General features: G+C 65.0%; 25 protein-coding genes. 12 read left to right on the top strand and 13 right to left on the bottom strand.

The features are described from left to right. Nucleotides 1-11 precede the first annotated feature (11 nt). The 7 genes from ACCQ06_RS08405 to ACCQ06_RS08375 all read right to left on the bottom strand — a co-directional run bounded on the left by ACCQ06_RS08405 (nt 12) and on the right by ACCQ06_RS08375 (nt 5550). Complete coding sequence (locus ACCQ06_RS08405; RefSeq protein ID WP_228322661.1) at nt 12-1385, bottom strand: virulence factor; 1374 nt, start codon at nt 1383-1385, stop codon at nt 12-14. Nucleotides 1386-1454: 69 nt separating this feature from the next. Then, on the bottom strand, nt 1455-1637 hold the full coding sequence (locus ACCQ06_RS08400; RefSeq protein WP_104614034.1) for an oxidoreductase-like domain-containing protein: 183 nt from the start codon (nt 1635-1637) through the stop codon (nt 1455-1457). A 64-nt stretch (nt 1638-1701) separates the two neighbouring features. Beyond that, nucleotides 1702-2307: an HD domain-containing protein gene (locus ACCQ06_RS08395; RefSeq protein ID WP_228322662.1), complete on the bottom strand. Its 606-nt coding sequence runs from the start codon at nt 2305-2307 to the stop codon at nt 1702-1704. A gap of 47 nt (nt 2308-2354) precedes the next feature. Beyond that, nucleotides 2355-2957, bottom strand: a complete 603-nt coding sequence (locus ACCQ06_RS08390) for a 2'-5' RNA ligase family protein (RefSeq protein ID WP_228322663.1) — start codon at nt 2955-2957, stop codon at nt 2355-2357. 280 nt (nt 2958-3237) lie between these two features. Continuing rightward, nucleotides 3238-3693 carry a PA2169 family four-helix-bundle protein gene (locus ACCQ06_RS08385; RefSeq protein WP_104614037.1) on the bottom strand — a complete coding sequence of 152 codons (456 nt, stop codon included), beginning with the start codon at nt 3691-3693 and terminating at the stop codon, nt 3238-3240. A gap of 212 nt (nt 3694-3905) precedes the next feature. Next, nucleotides 3906-4082 (bottom strand): hypothetical protein, encoded by a 177-nt coding sequence (locus ACCQ06_RS08380; protein WP_228322664.1) that lies wholly within the window; start codon nt 4080-4082, stop codon nt 3906-3908. Between the two features lie 259 nt (nt 4083-4341). Then, nucleotides 4342-5550 carry an MFS transporter gene (locus ACCQ06_RS08375; RefSeq protein WP_228322665.1) on the bottom strand — a complete coding sequence of 403 codons (1209 nt, stop codon included), beginning with the start codon at nt 5548-5550 and terminating at the stop codon, nt 4342-4344. A 243-nt stretch (nt 5551-5793) separates the two neighbouring features. On the opposite strand from ACCQ06_RS08375, the gene ACCQ06_RS08370 reads away from it, so the two are divergent. From ACCQ06_RS08370 to ACCQ06_RS08360, 3 genes are all read left to right on the top strand, one after another. Continuing rightward, nucleotides 5794-6888: an alkene reductase gene (locus ACCQ06_RS08370; RefSeq protein WP_211287628.1), complete on the top strand. Its 1095-nt coding sequence runs from the start codon at nt 5794-5796 to the stop codon at nt 6886-6888. A 235-nt stretch (nt 6889-7123) separates the two neighbouring features. After that, nucleotides 7124-8173 carry a L,D-transpeptidase gene (locus tag ACCQ06_RS08365; protein WP_228322666.1) on the top strand — a complete coding sequence of 350 codons (1050 nt, stop codon included), beginning with the start codon at nt 7124-7126 and terminating at the stop codon, nt 8171-8173. A gap of 160 nt (nt 8174-8333) precedes the next feature. Beyond that, nucleotides 8334-9134, top strand: coding sequence for a hypothetical protein (locus tag ACCQ06_RS08360; RefSeq protein WP_228322667.1), 801 nt, complete (start codon nt 8334-8336; stop codon nt 9132-9134). Between the two features lie 115 nt (nt 9135-9249). Here ACCQ06_RS08360 and ACCQ06_RS08355 read toward each other — a convergent pair whose 3' ends face one another. Beyond that, nucleotides 9250-9585 carry a zinc ribbon domain-containing protein YjdM gene (locus tag ACCQ06_RS08355; protein ID WP_104614043.1) on the bottom strand — a complete coding sequence of 112 codons (336 nt, stop codon included), beginning with the start codon at nt 9583-9585 and terminating at the stop codon, nt 9250-9252. A 114-nt stretch (nt 9586-9699) separates the two neighbouring features. Between ACCQ06_RS08355 and ACCQ06_RS08350 the strand changes: the two genes are divergently transcribed. From ACCQ06_RS08350 to ACCQ06_RS08335, 4 genes are all read left to right on the top strand, one after another. Further along, the gene (locus ACCQ06_RS08350) at nt 9700-10746 is read left to right on the top strand and encodes a cation diffusion facilitator family transporter (protein WP_228322668.1); all 1047 of its coding nucleotides are present in this window, start codon (nt 9700-9702) and stop codon (nt 10744-10746) included. Nucleotides 10747-11087: 341 nt separating this feature from the next. Further along, nucleotides 11088-11561, top strand: a complete 474-nt coding sequence (locus tag ACCQ06_RS08345) for an FKBP-type peptidyl-prolyl cis-trans isomerase (RefSeq protein ID WP_228322669.1) — start codon at nt 11088-11090, stop codon at nt 11559-11561. Between the two features lie 123 nt (nt 11562-11684). Beyond that, the gene (locus tag ACCQ06_RS08340) at nt 11685-13061 is read left to right on the top strand and encodes an Hsp70 family protein (protein WP_228322670.1); all 1377 of its coding nucleotides are present in this window, start codon (nt 11685-11687) and stop codon (nt 13059-13061) included. A 188-nt stretch (nt 13062-13249) separates the two neighbouring features. Then, entirely contained in the window at nt 13250-13435 is a 186-nt protein-coding gene (locus ACCQ06_RS08335; protein ID WP_010366034.1) for a hypothetical protein, read from the top strand. 120 nt (nt 13436-13555) lie between these two features. Here ACCQ06_RS08335 and ACCQ06_RS08330 read toward each other — a convergent pair whose 3' ends face one another. The 3 genes from ACCQ06_RS08330 to ACCQ06_RS08320 are packed head-to-tail and all read right to left on the bottom strand — an operon-like array spanning nt 13556 to nt 15569. Then, nucleotides 13556-14440, bottom strand: a complete 885-nt coding sequence (locus ACCQ06_RS08330; RefSeq protein WP_104614047.1) for a DUF4097 family beta strand repeat-containing protein — start codon at nt 14438-14440, stop codon at nt 13556-13558. A gap of 11 nt (nt 14441-14451) precedes the next feature. Next, nucleotides 14452-14988 carry a hypothetical protein gene (locus ACCQ06_RS08325; RefSeq protein ID WP_316691665.1) on the bottom strand — a complete coding sequence of 179 codons (537 nt, stop codon included), beginning with the start codon at nt 14986-14988 and terminating at the stop codon, nt 14452-14454. Next, complete coding sequence (locus ACCQ06_RS08320) at nt 14985-15569, bottom strand: RNA polymerase sigma factor (RefSeq protein ID WP_055845275.1); 585 nt, start codon at nt 15567-15569, stop codon at nt 14985-14987. Before ACCQ06_RS08320 ends, ACCQ06_RS08325 begins: the two co-directional genes overlap by 4 nt. 981 nt (nt 15570-16550) lie before the next feature. Here ACCQ06_RS08320 and ACCQ06_RS08315 point away from each other — a divergent pair. Beyond that, the gene (locus tag ACCQ06_RS08315; RefSeq protein ID WP_316691664.1) at nt 16551-17144 is read left to right on the top strand and encodes a mechanosensitive ion channel domain-containing protein; all 594 of its coding nucleotides are present in this window, start codon (nt 16551-16553) and stop codon (nt 17142-17144) included. Nucleotides 17145-17292: 148 nt separating this feature from the next. Here the strand turns inward: ACCQ06_RS08315 and ACCQ06_RS08310 are convergent, their stop codons facing one another. Next, the gene (locus tag ACCQ06_RS08310; RefSeq protein WP_104614052.1) at nt 17293-17559 is read right to left on the bottom strand and encodes a DksA/TraR family C4-type zinc finger protein; all 267 of its coding nucleotides are present in this window, start codon (nt 17557-17559) and stop codon (nt 17293-17295) included. 130 nt (nt 17560-17689) lie between these two features. On the opposite strand from ACCQ06_RS08310, the gene ACCQ06_RS08305 reads away from it, so the two are divergent. Further along, on the top strand, nt 17690-17944 hold the full coding sequence (locus tag ACCQ06_RS08305; protein WP_316691663.1) for a DUF2789 domain-containing protein: 255 nt from the start codon (nt 17690-17692) through the stop codon (nt 17942-17944). A gap of 147 nt (nt 17945-18091) precedes the next feature. Here ACCQ06_RS08305 and ACCQ06_RS08300 read toward each other — a convergent pair whose 3' ends face one another. Next, nucleotides 18092-18265 (bottom strand): DUF1328 domain-containing protein, encoded by a 174-nt coding sequence (locus tag ACCQ06_RS08300; protein ID WP_003489471.1) that lies wholly within the window; start codon nt 18263-18265, stop codon nt 18092-18094. A gap of 395 nt (nt 18266-18660) precedes the next feature. Here ACCQ06_RS08300 and ACCQ06_RS08295 point away from each other — a divergent pair, with 395 nt between their 5' ends. The 3 genes from ACCQ06_RS08295 to ACCQ06_RS08285 all read left to right on the top strand — a co-directional run bounded on the left by ACCQ06_RS08295 (nt 18661) and on the right by ACCQ06_RS08285 (nt 21737). Further along, complete coding sequence (locus tag ACCQ06_RS08295) at nt 18661-19188, top strand: YgjP-like metallopeptidase domain-containing protein (RefSeq protein WP_316691662.1); 528 nt, start codon at nt 18661-18663, stop codon at nt 19186-19188. Nucleotides 19189-19223: 35 nt separating this feature from the next. Beyond that, entirely contained in the window at nt 19224-20480 is a 1257-nt protein-coding gene (locus ACCQ06_RS08290; RefSeq protein ID WP_316691661.1) for a 2OG-Fe(II) oxygenase, read from the top strand. Nucleotides 20481-20636: 156 nt separating this feature from the next. Beyond that, complete coding sequence (locus ACCQ06_RS08285) at nt 20637-21737, top strand: Glu/Leu/Phe/Val dehydrogenase dimerization domain-containing protein (protein WP_104614056.1); 1101 nt, start codon at nt 20637-20639, stop codon at nt 21735-21737. The last annotated feature ends 77 nt before the right edge of the window (nt 21738-21814 follow it).

The raw sequence follows: 21814 nt of genomic DNA, 5'->3' as shown, positions 1-21814 counted from the left end.
GCCCTGCACCTTCAGGGTTTCGACAAGCCGTGCATCTGCTCCATGATCACCTTGGCCAGGGTGGCGTAGTCGCCCTTGAAGTGGTGATCGCCCGGCAGCGCCACGCGCTTGGCGGTCTGCGCAGGCAGGCTCGGGCACAACGCATCGTCGTCGTCCTGGCCGTAGATGCACACCGTGGTTCCGGCCGGAAGACGCTGTACTTCCGGCGCGATCGGCAGGCCTTCGTCGTCCGAGCCCAACCAGTTGCTGACATGGAATTCGTAATCGGCCAGCTTGCCCACCGACAACAACGCGGTCATGCGGATGTTCTGCCTGGTCTCCGCCGGCAATTTGTTGATCGCCGCCGGCAACACATCGGCACCTTGCGAGAAGCCGATCAGCACCACGCGCTTGCGCTGCCAGCGCTGCGCATAGACGCGCGCAATGCGGTCCAAGTCGTTGGCGAAGCCTTGCGGCGTGCGCTCGGTCCAGAAGTAGCGCAGCGAGTCCAGCCCGACCACCGGAATGCCCTGCGCGGCGAGCGCGGCGGCCACTTCCTCGTCCAGCCCGGCCCAACCGCCATCGCCGGACACGAAGATCACGACGGTGTCGTCGTCGCTGTCGCCGTCCGGCTTGGCCGGCAACTCGACCACGGGCAGGTCGGTCAGGCCGCCTGGCGGAGGCGGCAAGGCCACGCCCTTCTGCTCGCCCAGCGAACGGACGGCGGCGCGCAGGCCCGGCAAGATGTCGCCCTGCGCGGACCGCTTGAAGGTGCGGGCCTGCGGAATCTGTTTGAGGAAGGCGTCTTCGGCTGCCGCAGGACAGCGCTTGTCCTGGCTGCCGGCCAGCACCCACGGAATCTGCAGCGTCACCGGAACCAGGCGATTGCTACCAGGAGCCACACCCGGCTGGCAGATCGCCTGATCGGACACGGTGGCCGGGCACAGGCCATCGGTCAGCACCCCGGCCAGCACATGCGGCCTGGCCTGCGCGCCGATGGCGTAGGCCAGCGCCGCACCTTCGCCATCGCCAACCAGCAACGGCAGCCGGTAGGTGGGGATGTGATAGAAGGCCTGCAGATAGCGCGAGAAGTTCTCCACATCGCCCACCGAAAACGCGCACGTGCCGCCAACCTTGCGCAGGACAGCGTACAGATGCGCGGTGTCCACCACCGCCACCATCGCGCCATCGTCGCGCAGGGCTTGCGCCTGGGCCTGACGCGTGCCGGCATTGCCTGCGCCCGCCAGCCAGATCACCACACGCTGCGGCTCGCCCTTGGGCATCAACACCGGGATCTGTTCGAAACGCCCGTGGCTGACCGGTTCCGGAGCCTGCGCGGCGGCCACTCCCGACAGCGTCAACACCGCCGCGCCGCAGAGCGCGCTCCATCGTTCAAGTCGTCGCATGTCGCACCATCGGGAAAAGTGGTCCAAAGATAATCGTTCCGGCACTCGCCGCGAAGCGCGACGCTTCGCTCATCGCGCCTGTTCCGTCTGACGGGCTTCCCAGGCGGCCAGCGCCTGGCGATAACGCGTCAGTTCTTCGGCGTACAGATCGTGCACGCACAACGGGCAGCCGCTTTCGCAACATTCGTTGGGCGCCGGTGCCTGCGGCGGTTGCGGGCGGGGATCGGCGGCGGATGCGGTGCTGTCGTGCATGCGTCCATTGTAGCGTGCGCATCTACTGCTCCTGGTTGAAGCGGCGCGCCGCGGAAGCGCCGGCTCAGCGACCCAACCGGCGACGCAGGTTGTCCCGCGCTGCCGCGTCGATGCGTGCGTGGAAATAGTCGCTCAGAAAGATGCGCGGGCGCTTCAGCAGCCCGGCCAGGAAGCGGCGGCGATTGAGCCGGAACAGCAACGCTGGCACATGGCCCCGGTACTCCTCGGCAATCGCACGGTCGTAAGCGTCGAAGACGGCGGCGGGCGCGGCCAGAATCGCCATGTCGCAATCCAGGAACAGCGCCGCTTCCTCGTCCACATCCTGCGGTTGCAGTTGCCCATGACGCGCGGTGAGCAGGATCAGCGCCTGCACGCGTTGCAGATCCACCGCGGCCTGCGGCCACCAGCGCGGGATGCAGTCCATCGCCCACTGCGCAGATTCGGCTTCGTTGTCGCTGCGCCCGGGCTGATAGATCGCATCGTGAAACAGCACCGCCAGCCAGACCTCCGCCGGCTGCCGCCAACCCGGCCCCGCAGCCACCTCGGCGTAGTGCTGCAGTAGCGCGCGCACGTGGCCGAAGTGATGGTAGGCGCGCGGCGGCGTGGCATAAGCCTGCTCCAACGCGGCCAGATGGTCGGCATGCAACGGCAGAGGTGTGGTGGCATCCATGCGCGCAGGCTACCGCGTGCGCGCGCGTCTGCACACACCGTTGGGTCTCAACGCAGCGGCCAACGGCCTTCGATCTGATAACGCGACTGGCCAAGAAAGCTGCGCACCAAGGCAAAGTCGCGCACCGTCCAGGCAAGCGCGTCGCAGCGGCGTTGCGGCAAGGCCTGGTTGCAATACAGCAGCGTCATATGCGGCGTGTACTGCGCATCGCCGGCGATGCCCACATGCGCCAGCTGACGGCCAAGCGCCCCCTGCAACGCATACAGCCCGCGCACGCATTCTTCGCCACGCAGCACGCACGGCAGTTGCGAGCGCCGCCCACCGAAGGTGCCGACGCGATCGAACTCGACCTCAAAGGCCTCCATCGCCACCCGCTCGGCGGCCTGGCTGGCACGGCTCACCAACGAGGGCGGCAGCCCGCCGGCGTAATCGCCCAGATGATGCAAGGTCACATGCAGCCGCTCGCGCCCAAGCGGTTTGCCATCCACCTGCCCGCTCTGCAGCAACCCAGCGGCGATGCCAGCTGCGCACGCGGCGGTGGCCGCATCGGCCATCACCGCAAAGAACAGCCGCTCGGTGGTCTTCTCTTCCCCCAGGCCCAGCGACAACTGCGCTTCGGCCGATGACAGGTATAGAAACTGCTGCTTCATGGAGTGATTCCACGACCGCCTGCGCGGGCCTGGCTGAAGAAGGGCGGCGGATACTAGCAGACCCGATGCGTGTGCGAATACGCCACGCAATCCGGCGCCGACGTGGAACACGTCATCAGCGTGGAACGGCACTGTCGATCTGGCGACGTGATCAGCAGATCGCTGGCGGCATGCCGCACGCACAAAAAGAAACGGGCAGCGTGCGCTACCCGTTTCCCGCCTGTATCGATTTACTCCGAGAGCTGCATCAATGCCGATGCACCTCGGTCTTGCTGCCGTGTTATGCGGCGTTCTTCATTGCATGCTTGCGGTTGCGCATCACGTCGTGACATGCGCGCACTTCCGGCAGCAGACGCAGTGCGGCGTCGCGTGCCGCGGCCGGCGTATCGGCATCGGCGATGGTTTCATCGAAGGCCTTCAGCAGGCGATCTTCGGATTCTTCCAGCTCGGCCACGTAGCCGTACTTGGTGTCGCCAAGCGTTGCGCGCACCTTGCCGTAGAACTGCTGCATGCTGCCCACCATGGTGCCGTGCTTTTCCGGCGTACCGCCAGCCGATACCACCACACTGCTCAGGCTGCTCACGATGTCGGTCTTGACCCCGGCAATGCGGCGGAACAACGTCGCCAGCTCTGCATCGCCAACCTTGGCAGCGGCCTCGTCGTAGAAGTCCTTGCCGTCGCGGGAAATGGCGATGAGGTCGTTGAGGCTATGCTCGGTCTTGCTCTGAATGCTCATGTGTCGCTCCTTGTTGGATTCACCGGCGCTGCAGGAATGCAATGCGCTGGCTTTCGGGGGGTAGCGCAATCGATGCGTTGATTGCGCTGCCGTGACCTTGTGTACAGCTGCATCCTGGCGGCGCGACCATAACCGGCATGTGAGCGATACGGGCATCGTCCTCACGCCATCGTGCGGCCGATGAATTGCGATTCATCGATGGCAACGACGCATCAAGACCCTTTCGGCTGCCGACTCGCCCACATGTTGTCGATCAGATTGGGATACGGCCGCCCGGCGTCTTCTGCACGCTGCTTCGCGGCGGCCTTCTGTGCCTCGGTCAACGGTGTGGAGGCGGCTTTTCGCTTGGGATTGGGACGCTTCCACGGCGGTGGAGTGAATTCGGTCATGGCACTGTTCGGTCCGGTTGCACTGCGGGCAGTCTCGACGCACCGCTGTGAGGTGCTCGTGGATGCGCTGCGTGCATGCCGCACCCACCTCAATGCACACAGCGAACGCAAGCGCAGCGTCGCGTTGATCAGCCGATCATGCGGTCGACGAGCGCGCGTTGCACGCATCAAAGATGCAAGGGGTACAAGCAACATCCGCACGCGCCTCAAGCAGCGCAGCGCACGCCCGTCATCAAGCGCAACTGCATGGGTCAACCACTCAGCAGTTGGTCACCAACGTGCGCTGGCGTTGCTCCTGCCACACCGCCAGCGCGTAGACCAGCAACCCGCCCAGTGCAGTCGCTGCACCCACATACCCGGTAGAGGTCCAGCCCCAGCCCGCGGTGATCGCCATGCCGCCCAACCAGGGCCCCAAGGCATTTGCGGTGTTGAAGGCGGCATGGTTGGACGCTGCGGCCAAGGTCTGCGCTTCAGCGGCGACATCCATCAGGCGGGTCTGCAACGCTGGTGCCAGGGCGCCCATCGTGCCAACCGCCACGATGGAAACGAATACCCACAGGCCCGAGTGCGCAGCCAGCGGGAAGGTCAGCATCACCACGATCGACCACGCCAACAGCACCGGCACCGCGCGGAATTGCATGCGGTCGAACAACCACCCGCCCAGGATGCTGCCAAGCACGCCACCGACGCCGAATGCGGCCATCGCCAACGGAATGCGCGCAGGCGCTACGCCCGTGACCGCGGTCAGGGTCGGCGCCAGATAACTGAAAACGCAGAACATCCCGGAAAATCCCACCGCGCCGATCGCCAACGCCAGCCACACCTGCGGCTGATTGAACGCACGCAGCTCGCGCAGTGGTTGCTGACGCGGCTCGTCCGGCGCAGGCGGCAACAATGCGGCCACCGCCGCGACCGTGCCCAACGCGATCACCGATACCGACGCATACGCCCAGCGCCAGCTCACGATCTGCCCCAGCCAGGTCGCCAGCGGGTTGCCCACCAGCAAGGCAACGCTCAAGCCCAGCAGCACGCGCCCCACCGCGGTGGCGCGTTGATTGGGCGGGCTGATCGAAGCGGCAACCAGAGAGGCAACGCCGAAATACGCGCCGTGCGGCAGGCCAGCGATGAAGCGACACAGCAACATCGTGTGGTAGCTCGGCGCCAACGCACTGGCAATGTTGCCCAGCGCGTAGAACACCATCAGCAGCAGCAACAAGGTGCGGCGCGGCCAGCGCGCGCCCAGGATCGCCAGCAACGGCGCGCCGACCACCACACCCAGCGCATAAGCGCTGATGACATGACCCACCTGCGGCTCGCTGATCTGCAGGCCCTGCGCGATCTGCGTCATCAGGCCCATCGTGGAAAACTCGCTGATGCCGATCGCAAAACCGCCCATCGCCAGCGCAAGCAGGATCAGCACGTAATCGCGCCGTGGCACGCGCGGCGTTGAGGGATCGATATCGGACATGCCCGACTCCAGAATGACGGGGCGGCTTATTATTGTGCAATGCAGCAACCAACGAAAGGCGGCGGCCGATGACAGTTCAGCGCCAATCCGCAGCACATCACAGTTCGACCGGTTTGGCGCGATGCGGGGACGCAGTGTCCTATTGACGTCGCTCGAATCTGCTTGGGTCCGCCACCATCGCTGTGGGGCACCGCGATCGGCGTGGTGCCGCGCTTGGCGCGCTTCAACTCGAACTGGTTGCTGATGTCCAAATCCACTGAATCTCCGTTGTTTTCCCCGGTGCGCCTGGGCGCATTGGATCTTGCCAACCGCGTGATCATGGCGCCGCTGACGCGCAACCGCGCCGGCGCCGGCCAGGTGCCCTCGCCGCTCGCCGCCGAGTATTACGGCCAGCGCGCCACCGCCGGCCTGATCGTGGCCGAAGGCACGCAGATCAGTCCGCTCGGCCAGGGGTATCTCGACACCCCCGGCATCCATACCCAGGCGCAGGTCGAAGGCTGGCGCGCAGTCACCGATGAAGTGCACCGCCGTGGCGGCAAGATCGTGCTGCAGCTGTGGCATGTCGGCCGCGTCTCGCATACCAGCGTGCTGCCTCCGGGCGAAGTACCGGTTGCGCCCAGCGCCATTCGCGCCGAAGGCAAGACCTACACCAAGAACGGCTTTGAAGATGTGTCCGAACCACGCGAACTTGCGCTGGATGAAATCCCCGCATTGATCGAGGACTACCGTATCGCCGCACGCAATGCGATCGATGCCGGGTTCGATGGCGTGGAAGTGCATGCCGCCAACGGCTATCTGCTCGATCAGTTCCTGCGCGATGGCTCCAACAAGCGCACCGACGCTTACGGCGGCGACATCGAAAACCGCACGCGCCTGCTGAGCGAAGTGGTGCAGGCCATCGCCGACGAAATCGGTGCCGAGCGCACCGGCGTGCGCTTGTCGCCGGTGACTCCGGTGTACGGCGCGCACGACTCCGATCCGCAGCCCTTGTTCGAACGTGCGGTGGAGCGGCTCAACCTGATCGGTGGGCTGGCCTTCGTGCATGTGATCGAAGGCGCCACCGGCGGCCCGCGCGACAACATCGCCTTCGACTACGCCGCGTTGCGTGCCAAGTTCGATGGTGCCTGGATCGCCAATAACGGCTACAACCGCGGCATGTCCGAACAGGCCATCAGCAGCGGCTACGCCGATGCGATCGCTTATGGCCGCCCGTTCATCGCCAACCCGGATCTGGTGCGTCGCCTGCGCGAGAACGCGCCGCTGACGGAAGTCGACCAGACCACGCTGTACGGTGGTGGCGCCAAGGGCTATACGGACTACCCCGCACTGGCGGATTGAGTCCGACCACGGCTCGCCCGATCACCTCTGCAACGACGCGGCGGTGATCGGGCAGCGAATGCATCGCGCGCGCGCAGTGCGCGATGCAGTGCGGCACGACCACCGCAGACCAGCCAACTGGACGTCCTGCGTGTGCAGCCAAGGTTCGCATGGCGCGCCGACACCGCAGCATCGCCACATGACGCGCACATCGCATGCCGCTAGCATCCAGGCAGCCCTTGTTGCTGGACGACCCATGCGCCGCTTTCTCTCGTTTGCTCTGTGCTGCACGCTGCTGATCGGCGGGCCAGCGCTCGCCGTGCCGTTCTGGGGCGCGCACCAGTCCAGCCCTGCCGATACCTTGCCCACGCAGCTCAAACCAGGCGAATGGATCTGGGGTGGCGTCAGCAAAGGCTGGGGGCCGATGGCGGTGATCGTCAGCCTGACCGAACAACGCGCCTATGCGTATCGCAATGGCATCCTGATCGGCGTGTCCACCATCAGTTCCGGCAAGCCCGGGCACGAAACGCCGACCGGTGTGTTCACCATCCTGCAGAAGGACAAGGACCACCGCTCCAACATCTACAACGCCGCCCCAATGCCGTATCAGCAGCGGCTCACCTGGGACGGCGTCGCCCTGCACGCCGGCGGCCTGCCCGGCTATCCGGAATCGCACGGTTGCGTGCATCTGCCGTCAGAATTTGCGCGATTGCTGTTCGACAATTCCAACATGGGCATGGTGGTGGTGGTCGCGCAGGCCGGCATCAGTGCAGACGATGTGGTGCATCCGCGCGCGCTCAGCCCGATCGATCCCACCACCGGCGCCGAGCGCGCCCTGCTGCCGCTGCCCAACGGCCAGGCATTTGCCTGGCAGCCGGACCTGGCACCGACCGGCCCGATCTCCATGCTGATCAGCAGCACCGACCAGCAACTGGTGGTCTACCGCAACGGTGTGGAAATCGGCCGCGCGCAGGTTGCCTTGCATGCACAGCCCGGCGCCAAGCCGCTGGGCACGCAGGCGTTCATCGTCGGCCAGGGCTTTTTGCCGGGCGACCTACCCGGGTTGCCCGGTCAGCGCATGCCCAACTGGATGCGGATCGGCATTCCCGGCAGTACCACCGCCGCAGGGCAGGCGCTGGACGCCGCCACCATCGCGCGCCTGCAGGTGCCGCCCGCATTTCTGGCCGGGCTGCTGCCGCTGCTGACCCCTGGCGTGGTGTTGGTCGCCACCGACCAGCGCATCCTGCCCGAGACCACCGGCGCCAAGCTGCAGGTACTGAATTCGGATCCGCCTGAAACGCCATGAGCGCTATCGGCGCGCTGCCTGCCCAGGCGGCAACGGCACTGCTGTTTGCGTGCTGCGTGCTGCGTAACGTCGCGTGGTAACGGGCTGATCTGTCGCTGCGGGCAGCACGATTGTCAGCACAGCGCTGCTGGCACATGATGCGGCTACCTCATTGCCAAGGATGTGGGTGATGCGCCTGCTCGCTGCGGTTTTGTTCGGCATCAATGTTGTCGCATGGACCATGGCCGATGCATCGGCACAAACAGCGCGTCGTGCGCCGCCAAGCGCGGACTGCCTGGATGCGCGCCAGGTGACGGAATTGCATCAGGCCGATGCGCGCACGCTCGCGGTCGCACAACACGACGGACGCCTGTTCCGCCTGCAGTTGGTGCAGGACTGCTCACAGCTCGCCGCGCAGGCAGATGCCCATCTGCTCGCGCCGCACGGTTGGGTCTGCAATGGCGCACAGGCGTTTGTCAGCGTCGGGCAGCAACGGTGCGCCATCAGCCAGGTCGCCACGCTCAGCGCGCGCGACTACGCCGGTATTGCCCGGCAGCGCGACCGCGACGGTGTGCCCACGCTGGAAGGCGTCAGCGTGCGCGAGGCGCGTCGTCGCAACTTCGCCGGCGCGTCCAGCTACTGCTTCAATCCCAGCATGCTGCGCGCATGGTCGGAAGACGCGCAGGGCCTGGTGGTGGAAGTGTCGCCACGCCATCCCGGCACGCATCGCCATTATCGCGTCGAGTTGATGGATAGCTGCCGCGAACTCAGCAGCGCACCCCCCATCCGCTTCGTCTCCGGCATGGGCTTGAATGCGATCTGCGGCAATCCCGGCGACAAGGTCGATGTCCTCGACGAAATCGGCCTTGCCGGCGCAGGCGTCGGGACGGGCCAGCAAGGCGACCTGAGCACCACGCGCGGCGGGCAGTTTGCGCGGATGCGCCAGAGCTGCATGGTAGCCGCGGTCTATCCGCGCGATTGATCGCGCCTGCAAGACAGGCGCTGCATTGCACCGCGGGAGCGCGCGCGATGCAGTGCAGCTGCCCGCATCGCGCACAAGCGCATTCCTGCGCGAGCGATTTACCAGCGGGTGACGCTCACGCCTTGCGCAAAAAGCAGGTCTTCAGCACCAGTCCCTTGATCTTTTCCGAGTTGCCTTCGATATGCTCGGCATCGTCTTCGACCAGGCGGATATTGCGGATCACCGTGCCTTGCTTGAGCGGAATCGACGCGCCCTTGACCTTGAGATCCTTGATCACCGTCACCGTGTCGCCGGCCTGCAGCACGTTGCCATTGCTGTCGCGCACGACCGTCGCGCTCGCGGCGGCGTCGCCCGCACTCCATTGGAAACCGCACTCCGCGCAAACCGACAACGCGCCGTCGGCATAGGTGTTGTCCTGGCCGCATTGCGGGCAGGCGGGAACGCTAGACATGCGAGTCCTTGATCGAAACGGGCGTGGATTGTAGCTCCCCGGCGCTGCGATCACGCACCCGGCACGGCCGCGGCGCGATAGTGCCGTGCTTATCGAATACCCCGCAGGTCGCACGTGTCCAACCAGCCAGAGTCCCCCACACCGCGCGCCACACCCCCTGGTGACGCCGACGCTGGCCCCAGCGATGCGGGCCCGAGCAGCCCTGCAAAACCCAAGGGCTCGCACCTGGTGGTTTACGTCGCACTGGCGGGCAACCTGGCCATCGCAGTGGCAAAATTCATTGCGGCAGGCATTTCCGGCAGCTCGGCCATGCTCAGCGAAGGGGTGCATTCGCTGGTGGACACCGTCAACGAGGTGTTGCTGCTATACGGCTTGCGTCGTGCTGCGCAAGCGCCCACGCCCACGCACCCGTTCGGCTACGGACGCGAACTGTACTTCTGGAGTTTCATCGTCGCCTTGTTGGTCTTTGCGATGGGCGCGGGCGTCTCGCTGTACGAAGGCATCGTGCATCTGCGTCATCCCGAGCCGGCCAAGAGCCATCTTGTCGCCTATTGCGTGCTCGGTGTCTCGATCGTGTTCGAAGGCATTTCCTGGGTGGTGGCACTACGCGAATTCCGCGCCAAAAAGGGCCGCATGGGCTATTTCGAGGCGTTTCGCCAGAGCAAGGACCCCAGCACCTTCACCGTCTTGCTGGAAGACAGCGCCGCGTTGATCGGCCTGTTCATGGCACTGCTTGGCCTGGCCGGCGCGCAGTTGTTCGACATGCCCGAGCTCGACGGCATCGCATCGATCGGCATTGCCGGTGTGCTCGCTTTCACCGCGTTCCTGCTGGCGCGCGAAACCAAGGGCTTGCTGATCGGCGAGCCCGCGCATGCGCATGTCACCGAGTCGCTGCTGCGCATTGCCGCCAGCGACCCGGATGTGCGCGCCGCCAACGGCGTGCTCACCATGCAGATGGGCCCCAACCAGGTGGTTGCCGCGCTCAGCGCCGAGTTCGAAGACAGCCGCACCACGCCGCAGATCGAAGCCTGCGTCGGGCGCATCGAAACGGCAGCCAAGCGCCAGCATCCCGAGCTCACCGCGTTGTTCATCAAACCGCAGACACCGGAAACCTGGCGCGCGCGCCGCGCACAGATCGAACGTGGGGAGCAGACCGATTGAGCGCGCACATAGGTATCTGATGCGCACGCAATCCGCGCACAAAGTGCGGCGTTTCTAGTGATAGTGGCGCAGCACCTCTAACCAGCACGTGTGCCGCCACTGTATCGGCGCGGACAAGATAGCGAGCCGAACTGCACGCACATCACATGTGCCCGCGCGGCAAGGCACTGCGTCGCAGCATGGTCATGCCACGCTCTGCACCAAGCTGATCCTCGCCCCAACCGCAGCTGCAGCCACGGTTGCATCCCCGGCGTTGATTGCCTACGGTGTGCGGGCAACATCTCTTGGCATCGTGAATCAGCCGATGCACTCCCCTCGATCACCCGTCATGGAGGTTTCCAATGGAAATCAGCCAGGGTCGCGTTGCGACCATTCACTACACACTGTCCGACGACAGCGGCCAGGTGCTGGACCGCTCCACGCCGGACACCCCGCTGAGCTATCTGCACGGTGCCGGCAACATCGTTCCCGGCCTGGAGCAGGCACTGGATGGCAGGCGCGTCGGCGACACGCTCACCGCCGACGTGGCGCCCGAGCAAGGCTATGGCCCACGTCACGATCAGCTGATCCAACATGTGCCGCGCGATGCCTTCCCCAACGATGTCGACGTCGTGCCCGGGGTGCAGTTCGAAGCCCGCACGCAACAGGGTCCGGTGCTGGTGACCGTGACCGACGTCGGCCCGGAGCAGGTGACCGTGGACGGCAATCACCCGCTGGCCGGTCAGACCCTGCACTTCGCGGTGGAAGTGGTGGAGGTACGCGAAGCCACCACCGACGAACTGAACCAGGGCCACGTCGACGACATCGCGGCCTGATGCCCTGCGCCGCGTGCCACTTGGTAGGCGGCGCCTGGGCCTGGGCGCAACACCTGCGCGCCGGTCTGGACGGCGGATGCGGCAGCCGTAGTACAGTGCGCGGCCCGCTCTCAGGCACTGTGCATGAAACTCGGCATCGACTTCGGTACCAGCAACTCCGCCGCCGCGGCGATCGTCGATGGGAAGGTCGAACCGGTGCGTTTTGGCGAGGCCTTGCAGTTCCGCACCACGGTGTATTTCCCAGACACCATGCGCGATCCGGAGAATTTCAGCCTCACGCCAGCGCTGGAATACGAAATGGAGCGCCTGATCGACTCCGCCCGCCGCGATGCCGTTGCCGCCGGCCGTACCCCCAATCAGGACAGCCTGCGCCGCGAGGCGCTGCGCATCGTGCGCCGGCAATGGATGGAAGAGCAGGTGCGCGAGCCGCGCAGTTCCGCAGCACTGCTGCAAAACGCGGTGTACGGCGACGAGGCGCTGGATGCCTACTTCCTCGAAGGCGAAGGCAATCTGGTGCAGAGCCCCAAGTCGATGCTGGGCTATAACCTGCACCCGCGCGCGCGCCAGACCATCACCGGCATCGCCACGCACGTGCTGGAACATATCCGTCTCACCGCCTCGCGCCAGTTCGATCTCAACATCCGCAACGCCGTACTCGGCCGCCCGGTGCAATTTCGCAGTTCGATCGGCGAAGCCGGCAATGCACAAGCGCTGGAGATTTTGCAGACCGCCGCCATCGGCGCCGGTTTCGACAGCGTTGAGTTTCTCGAAGAACCCGCAGCGGCCGCGATGCACTATCACGTCAGCCACGACACCCGGCACGACACGGTGGTGGTGGACATCGGCGGCGGCACCACCGACATCGCGCATGCCAGCGTCGGCGGCAGTGCCCCGCCGCAGGTGCACCGCGCCTGGGGCATTCCGCGCGGCGGTACCGATATCGATCTGGCGCTCAGTCTCGCCGCCTACATGCCGCTGTTCGGCCGCGGCATCACCCGCGTGCCGGCGCACCACTATGTGGAAGCGGCGATGGTGCAGGACATGACCCGTCAACGCGAATTCCGCCTGCACAAATACCAGGACGTACCTGCCCCGTTCGACAAACGCCTGCAGGCATTGCAGGACACCGGCAATACCGCGCGCCTGTATCGCGGCGTGGAAGCCTGCAAGATCGCGCTCAGCGAGCTCGACCAGCATCAGGCATCGCTGGACTTCATTGAGCGCGGGCTGGGCGTGGATGTGCAGGCCAGCGCACTGGTGGCGTCCGCTTCCAGCTATCTGCGCGAACTGGAAGGTTTGCTTGCGCAGGTACGGGCCGACCTGGCCGCGCCACCGGCCACCTTGTTCCTGACGGGCGGCATGTCGCGCGCCGGCTATATCCGCGACACTGTGGCGGCGGCCTTCCCGGAATCGCGCATGGTGCATGGCGACCCCTCGTTCGGCGTGGTGCAGGGCCTGGCATGGGCGGCGGCACAGGGCGCCCGCCCGTCGGACGATTAACACAAATCGGCGCTCAGCGCCTATAATGCGCGGTTGCTGCCTGACGCCCCGCCGTCGTGTCAGCAAGGCACGCCCGTCGTGCCATCGCGATTGCGCACCGAACGCCATCGCACTTCTCGACACCGCTTTCGCGCGCACCACCCTGGCCGCACGCGGTGTCATTGCACTTCCCCGCTACAGGAGGCCACATGGCACGTCCCGCGACCAAGCAGAAATCCCAGCCCAGCATCGCTCGCAGCGAAGGCAAGTCGCAGCCGCTCAGTCGTGAGCGCATCGCTGCCGACATCGCCGCGTTCCGCAAGACCGGCGGCCGGATCGAAGTGCTCACCACCAACTTCGGCCCCGCCCGCAACGACGGCGACAAGATCGCGTAAGCAGCGAGCACGCTGTCACTTGCGCCCGCATCGCAGCGCGCGCTTGCGACAGTTGCCGCCAAGGGTTGCCTTGAAGTGTTACCGACGTGCCACCGCAAGGTGGCACGTCTTTTTTCGGCATCAGTTGCTGTAGTCGATACGCACCGAACCCGAGTGCGACTCCAGTTTGATATCGCCATTGCCGCCGCCCAGCGCCGCACGCAGGCTCTTGCCGGGGCCGTATTCCGGCCGTTCGACCTGCCCGGCCATCGAGCGGATGTCGCCACTGAAGACCTCCACATTCAGCGCCGCCGACACGTTGCGCGGCACACCCAGCGTGATCGTCCCGCTGACGCTCTCTGCAGAAATACTGCCACCCGGGGCCAACCCGGTCACCGTCACTGCGGTCGAGCCGGACACGCTCTGCGAACGCAACTGCGAGACCTGCCCCGCACCGATCCGGATATCGCCGGAGACGGACTCGGCCGACACGATGCCGCTGGCACCGGCTTGCGCATCGATCTGCCCGCTGACCGTGCCCAGCGTCACCCGCCCGCTGCTCACCGTGCTGCGCAACGTCCCACTAACCGTCTCCAGCTGCGCCTCCTTGGCGCGGCCGCGGGCCACCACATCGCCACTGACGGATTTGAGCTGCAGCCGTGCAAGATCGACCTGATCTACGTCCACCGAGGCGCTGACCGCATCCACCTGCAGCATGGCGGCCCGCGGTACGCGCAACTCCAGCTGCGCGCCCTTGCCGCTGCGACTGGTGCGCGGATAGATCACTTCCAACTGCAGCCGGTTCGAACTCGCATCGACCTTTAGCCGCTGGTCCTCGCCCAAGGTCCCGGTCAGCGCAACCTCGTCGCGGTCCCAACCACGCACGCGGATCTGCCCGGCAATGTTTTCCAGCTCCACACGTCCGCCGCGTGCCAACGGATGACTCTGGTTGACCGCAGTTTGCGCCACCGCCGGTGCGGCGCACACCGCAGCCAACAGCAACAGGGAAACAGATGCGTAGCGCATGAGCATGGTCCTCAACTTAGAAAGGGAGTCTGGCCCTGAGAGGCAAGACGGGTCAGTTGCAGCCGCTTGGCATAGGTGCGCTGCAGTTGCGATAACAAAAAAGCGGACCGCGGACTCTGCGCGATGGCCGCATGGATGGCCTGTGTGCTTTGATCCAGCTCGTCCAGCGCAGGGCGCAAATCGACCGGCACCTGCTGCAGCGGAACCTCGGCAATGGCTTGCTGGTATTGCCCGGCCAGCGCCTGCGCCTGCGCGACGAGGGCCGGCTGCGCAGGAGGCAGCGGCGATGTGTGTTGCCTGAGACCAGGCACCACCGCGACCCAGGCCACGGCCGCCGCCAACGCGACGCCAAGCACCGGCAGCGCCCAGCGACGACGACGCGGCCGGCGCGCCACCTCCGTGGCGTGCGGCAGCAATGCCGGTGCGATGCGCTCCCATACCTGCGCGGGCGGCTGACGCTGCTGCGGCAATGCCTGCAAGCGCGCGCGCAGCGCAGCGTCTTCGGCCATGGACTCGGCGTCGATGCGATCGGGGTGGTCGGGGGTCATGCGTGTTCTCCAAGCCGCGCGCGCAGCAGACCGCGCGCGCGATGCAGTTGCGCCTTCGAACTGCCGACTGCCATCTGCAATTGATCGGCAATTTCCTGGTGTTTCCAGCCTTCGATATCGTGCAGCACCAGCACCGCCCTGGCGCGCGGCGGCAGCGTTTCCAAGGCACGCTCCAGATCCATCCGGATCGAGTGACAACCGGCAGCATCGGGAACCGCCGCCAGCATCGCATCGGTGTCGTCACTGGCGTGATCGCCAAACGCCGCACGCGCGCGCAACTCCATCAACGCGGTATTGACGGCAAGCCGATGCAACCAGGTGCCCAACGCACTCTGGAAGCGAAACTGCGGCAATGCCTTCCACGCGGCGATGAAGGTGTCCTGCAATACGTCATCGGCGCGCGCGGCATTGCCGCCACACAAGCGCCAGACCAGCGCATACAGCCGCGGCGAGTGGCGCCGATAGATCGCCTCATACGCTGCACGCTCACCAGCCGCTGCCGCACGCGCCAACGCCGCGTCGTCGCGGTCGGCAGGAGTGGCACAAGGCAGGGCATCGATGGGCACGGAGGTGTCGAGCATAGCCAGTTGGATGCGCCGGGCAGCGGAAAGGTTTAAAGCCGCGCCAACTTTTTTTAAAGCCCGCAGAACGGCGCGAGCCCTGGCTGGTGTGCTGGCGGTGCCCCATGTCTGGATCCGGGGGAAACAGCCGTCCCACCACTGCAATCGCTGCAGTGTTCGCTAATACTCAGCGCAGTAGCCGATCACCACTGCGAGAGCGGCAGACAAAGCGTGGCGAGCAGTCGTCAGGTGGCGCGCAGGTAACGCACTCAGAACCGGGCGTACGGGTAGTCCCTGCCAATTCCCAGCCACGGCCGCCTGCCGGTAAGCGCAGTACGCATATTCGCGGCTCTAGACCTTTTGGCCGGCCGCCGCATCCAAGTCTGCAATGGCGCACTCCTGCGCCGCGGTGGCGCTGCCCGCTGGCGACACCGCGGCGCAGCGCCTGGTTTACGTTGGAGATCGTCATGCCACACCTGCTCGGACTGGCCCTGGCCTTGTGCACGCCTCACTGCCCCCAAGCGCAGCGACTGGACGCAGTGCAGCTCAGGCTGACGCCTAGCCGGATCGATGCGTGCTTATTGCAGAATCGTTCGACGCAGGGGTCCTGCATCGCTGCCAGCACGCCGGATCAGTGGATCCCTGTCCACGCGATTGCGCAGACGTTGAAGCGGTTAGCGGTCTTGGTGACGCATGACGCGCGTGATCGGCACTGACCTGAGGAGTGCTCACTACGTGTTGTGGGACGTTGATAGCGCAAGATCTGCGACTTGCTGCGCCGTCTACACCATGCCGGTGATAGGAGTCGCGACACAACGACACCGTCGATGCGCCTGTCTGCACACGCGTCACCGTCGCCAGAAAAGGCTTCCCGGGTGCGCGTTGTAGAGGTAGCACGCGCAACCAGCCGAGCATTCCGACGCGCAGACGTTCATCCCCTGCACCTGTCGCGTCCGGGTTGCGCCGTTACAATGGATATTCACTCCGCTTCCGCACGATCCGATGTCCGTGTCCGACCCCTTGCCCGCCATGATCCGCAGCCTGCTGCCTCACTGGAACCCGGAGTGGCTGGCAGTCGCAGTGCCAACGATCAAAGTCGTTCTGATACTTGCCTTGGCGGGCTTGCTACGCCTGTTATTGCGGCAATTGCTGCGACGCGTATGCACGCGCTACAACGTGCCCGCCGAGATGATGATCGGTATTCGCCGCGTTGGCAGCTCCATCATTTCGATCAGCGCGTTGCTGATGGTCTTGCACGTTGCCGGTGTCTCTGGCGAAACGCTGTGGACGGCGTTCACCGGTTTTGCCGCGGTCGGCGCGGTGGCGTTTTTCGCCGCATGGAGCGTGCTATCCAATATCTTCTGCACCTTCCTGATCATCACCACACGCCCGTTCCGCCTGCACGATCACATCGAGCTGCTCGAAGGTGGCGACAAGCCCGGCCTGAAGGGACGGGTGATCGATATCAACGTGATCTACACGACATTGGAAGAAACCGGCGACCATGCGGGCAGCGTGCTGCAGGTCCCCAACAGCCTGTTTTTCCAGCGCACCACGCGCCGGTGGCGCGAGAGCAGCGGATTTCATGCGCACTGAGCCGGTAACGGGCGCACAGAGTGCTGATGCTGTGATCGGCAGCCGCAAATTGCTGGAGCGTCTGCCCGTCTGACCGAGCACTCGCTCTCGTCCACACTCGCGTAAGGGTCAATCGAGGCGTCGGCAGCATGCGAGTGCTCCAAGGCACTCAGCGTAACTGGCTGTCCTTGCTGCCGCGACGGTTGAAGCCGCTTTGCGCGCCCTGCTCCAGGTCATGCGCCTGCTGACAGTTCACACACAAATGCACGCCAGGCACGGCCTTGCGTCGCGCTTCGGGAATCGGCGCATCGCAGGCTTCGCACTGGGTCAGACTTGGCCCCTGGTGCAGCTGACTGCGCGCACGCTTGATCGCGTCTTCGACGGTGGCATCGATCTGGTCCTGCACTGCCCCATCACCCGCCCATCCAGTCGCCATGATCGCCTCACCCTTATCCGGTCAGGCTGGATAGATGGTCATTGGCGCAGGCAAATCCAAGCCGGCCGTGCACGGTGCCCTCAAACTGAGTGCTCTAACATTCAGTCATCCGCACTCACAAGGATCCGCCATGGAACAACCTGTCCACCCGTTCTCCGAACTGTTCGCCCAGCTTGGCTTGCCTTCCGACGAAGCCAGCATTCGCAGCTTCATCGCCGACCATTCGCCATTGCCGGGCGATATGCGGCTGGAAGAAGCGCCGTTCTGGACACCCGCACAAGCGCAGCTGCTGCGTGAAGAACGTCTCGACGATGCCGACTGGATCGTGACCGTCGATCAGCTCAATATCGCGCTGCATATGACTGCTGACGATACCGGCGTCTAACTCAAGTTTGTCGGATAGTTGCGGTCGAGATCGCCTTCAACTATCGCGCTGTACAACGCGCTGATCAAAAAAGAGCGGCCAGTGGCCGCTCTTTTGCTTGCAGACGTGCAGCTCGCAGCAAGACGCTATCCGGCTGCACGCTGGACGTCAGGTCACCTTCTTGGCGATCGTCATGCCCAGCACGAACAGCACGATGGCGATGATGATGCCGGCCCAGAACAGGAACTTGGCAATTCCCATCGCAGCGCCTGCCATCCCGCCGAAGCCGAGCGCACCGGCAATCAATCCGATGATGGCGAAAATAATGGCCCACTTGATCATGTTGTTGTCTCCTAAACCGGCATGGCGCCGTTGTTCGATCGTGTGCTTGCGACACATCGCCGCAAAACATGCGCTGCACGCTACCCATCCGCATGTGCCGCGTTCGTGAATACAGCTGACACATACCGCCACACGCAGACGGCGTTCAGCGCTAACAGCGCACGGGTTTCCTGCAAAGACACTGCACGTTGACGCTTCGTCGACGTCACCAGGCAACTCGCGATCAATGCTGTTTTCAACACTGATCGAGTCGATAGCGACCACGCAGCAGGGGAGCTGATCGCGCTTCCCTGCATGAAACTGATGTCATTGACCGCAATCGTCGGGAACCATCCGAACGCTCTGCAGCGCGCCCGCTCCTCACGGTTAAGACAGATTCGCCAGCATCGGCGATCATGCAGCTCTTGCAGCAGTCGATCGCCATGGACACTCTTCGCTATCTCACCGGTTACCCGCCCGCCGTCCTGGATCAGGTGCGTGAGCTGATCGCACAGGACAAGCTCGCCGCGGTCCTGGCGCGGCGCTATCCGGAGCGGCACAGCATTCGCACCGATCGCCATCTGTACGATTACGTCAAGGCGATGAAGGAGCGTTACATGCGCTCCTCGCCCACCTTGCACAAGGCGATTTACGACAACCACCTGCAGGTGGTAAAGCATGCGCTGGGCACGCACACGGCCATCTCGCGCGTACACGGCGGCCGGCTCAAGGCCAGTCGCGAAATCCGGATTGCCTCGCTGTTTCGCGATGCACCGGAGCCCTTCCTGCAGATGATCGTCGCCCATGAGCTGGCGCACTTGAAAGAAGCCGATCACAACAAGGCCTTCTATCAACTGTGCAACCACATGACCCCGGACTACCACCAGCTCGAATTCGACCTGCGCCTGTATCTGACCCACCTGGCACTCGCAGCAGACAGCTGATCGCGTTGTGCCGGGTCACGGATTAGGATGCAGCCATGCACGCCTCGTCCCTCGCGCAACTCACCCTCGCCGCACAAGGCCGACAGCCCGCGGCCATCAATGCGTTGGCGCAGGCGCTGGTGCGCGCCGGCGAGACGGAGCAAGCTCTCGCCTGGTACATCCGTGGCGCAACCGCAGGCGATGCCACTGCCCAGATCGAAGCCGGCCGCATGCTGGCCTACGGCATCGGCGGTCCAGTGGATGTCGCTCAGGCCATCGCGCACTGGCAACACGCCGAACACAACGGCGTGGCTGCAGCGTCGTATCTGCTGGCGACGCTGGCTGTGGGCGAGGACCCTGGGCAGTTGGGAACACAAGCGCATGCGCGGTTGCACGCGGCTGCGGCGGCACACTACCCGCCGGCGCTGCGTGCGCTAGCCATTCAATCCGGTCGAATCGATCATCCTCAGCAGCAACAACAGTGCGTGCGCCTGCTGGAGCAGGCTGCATCGGCCGGCGATATACCAGCCGCGGTGCTGCTCGCCGAGCGCCTGCTGCGCGGCGAAGGCGTTACCGCTCAGCCAGACGCAGCAAAACAACTGCTCCAGCAATTGCAGCCACTGGGTGTCTCGGCCCTGCCCGACGTGCAGGTGGCGCCCCCCGATGCGGTCGATGACAGCGCGCGCGCGCACATCCACTTCACCCCACGCAGCGCGCCGACGCGGCTCCACCAGTGTCCAACGATCGAAAGGCACTCCGCGGTGCTTTCCGCCGACGAGTGCCGGCTATTGATCCTGCTGGCACGCCCGCATCTGCGTGCGTCCCAGGTGGTCGATCCGGACGATGCAAGCAGCCAGCGCACGCCGATCCGTACCAGCCGCGGCGCCACGCTTGACCCGATTCTGGAAGATTTCGCCGCCCGCGCCGCGCAGGCGCGGCTGGCCGCCTGCGCACGGCTGCCACTGAGGCACGCCGAGCCGTTATCGGTGCTGTGTTATGCGCCAGGGGAGCACTACCGCGCGCATCGCGACTACCTGCCGGCAAGCAGGATCGCTGCAGATCGTCCCGCTGCCGGCAATCGTCAGCGCACCGTCTGCGTCTATCTGAATGCGGTCGAGGCAGGTGGCGAAACCGACTTCCCGGTCGCTGGCGTCAGCGTGCAGCCCGGCGCGGGGTCGCTGGTGTGTTTCGACAACCTGCACGCCGACGGCCGACCCGATCCTGATTCGCTGCATGCCGGCTTGCCGGTGGCCGCCGGGACCAAGTGGCTGGCGACGCTGTGGTTCCGACAGCAACGCTATCGGGATTGGTGAACAGATTCATACACTGCGCCCTGCCGACGTGGTTTAAAATGTTGCAGCGCGACGTGATCGGACAGGGTCTGCAGACGTCGCTTTTTTGTTTCCCCATCGCACGGGTTCAGGCCCGGGGCCAGGGGAGGCACATCACGCAGCCCCGCGGAGCCTTCGATGCTTTTCGAAACCCTCGATACCACCGGTCACGAGCAGGTGATCTTTTGCCACAACCGCGACGCCGGCCTCAAGGCCATCATCGCCCTGCATAGCACCCGGCTCGGGCCAGCGTTGGGCGGCGTGCGCATGCGCCCCTACCCCAACAGCGAGGCGGCGCTCGCCGATGCGCTGCGACTCAGCCGCACCATGACCTACAAGAACGCGCTGGCCGGGCTGAATGTCGGTGGCGGCAAGGCGGTGATCATCGGCGACCCCAAAACCGACAAGAGCGAGGTGCTGTTCCGCGCATTCGGCCGTTTTGTCGACACCCTGGGCGGGCGCTACATCACCTCCGAAGATGTCGGCACCGACGTCAACGACATGGAACAGATCTACCTGGAAAGCGAGTACGTCACCGGCGTGCATCAGGTGCATCGCGGCTCCGGCGACCCGGCGCCCTTCACCGCCTACGGTGCCTTGCAGGCGCTGATGGCCTCGCTCAATCGCAAGCTCGGTCACGAAGAAGTGGGCAAGGCGAGTATCGCGATCCAGGGCCTGGGCCACATCGGCATGGAACTGGTGAAGTTGCTCAAGGAACGCGGCGCAAAGCTCTATGTGGCCGATCTGAATCAGGCGCTGGTGGATCGCGCAGTGGCCGAGTACGGCGCCGAAGCCGTGCGCCCGGACGAAATCCATCAGGTGCCGGCCGACGTGTTCGCACCGTGCGCGCTGGAAGGTGCGATCAACGAAAACACACTGCCGCAGCTCAAGGCCAAGATCATCTGCGGCACCGCCAACAACCAGCTCGCCAGCGCCGCCATCGGCGAAGAACTGCACAAGCGCGGCATTTTGTATGCGCCCGATTACGTGGTGAATGCCGGCGGGGTAATGAATGTGTCGCTGGAGATCGACGGCTACAACCGCGAACGCGCCATGCGCCTGATCCGCAGCATTTATCACAATCTGGAAAAGGTCTTCGACCTGTCCACGCAGTTGAACGTGTCGCCGCAGCAGGCAGCCGACCAGATTGCCGAAACGCGCATCGAGGCCATCAGCAAACTCAAACTGCCGCTGGGCCGCACTGCACCGCGTTTTTTGCATAAATTGCGCGGCGAATAAGCACGCCAACGCGCGGGCCGTGTTCGACGACCTGTGCGATGACGACACGTGCGTTGACGCAATCGCCGACGCACGCA

Source organism: Xanthomonas sp. NCPPB 4467 (genome assembly GCF_041475665.2).
Lineage (GTDB): Bacteria > Pseudomonadota > Gammaproteobacteria > Xanthomonadales > Xanthomonadaceae > Xanthomonas > Xanthomonas dyei.
Note: the sequence above shows the minus strand (reverse complement) of the source record. Positions and strands in the feature narration are given on the sequence as shown.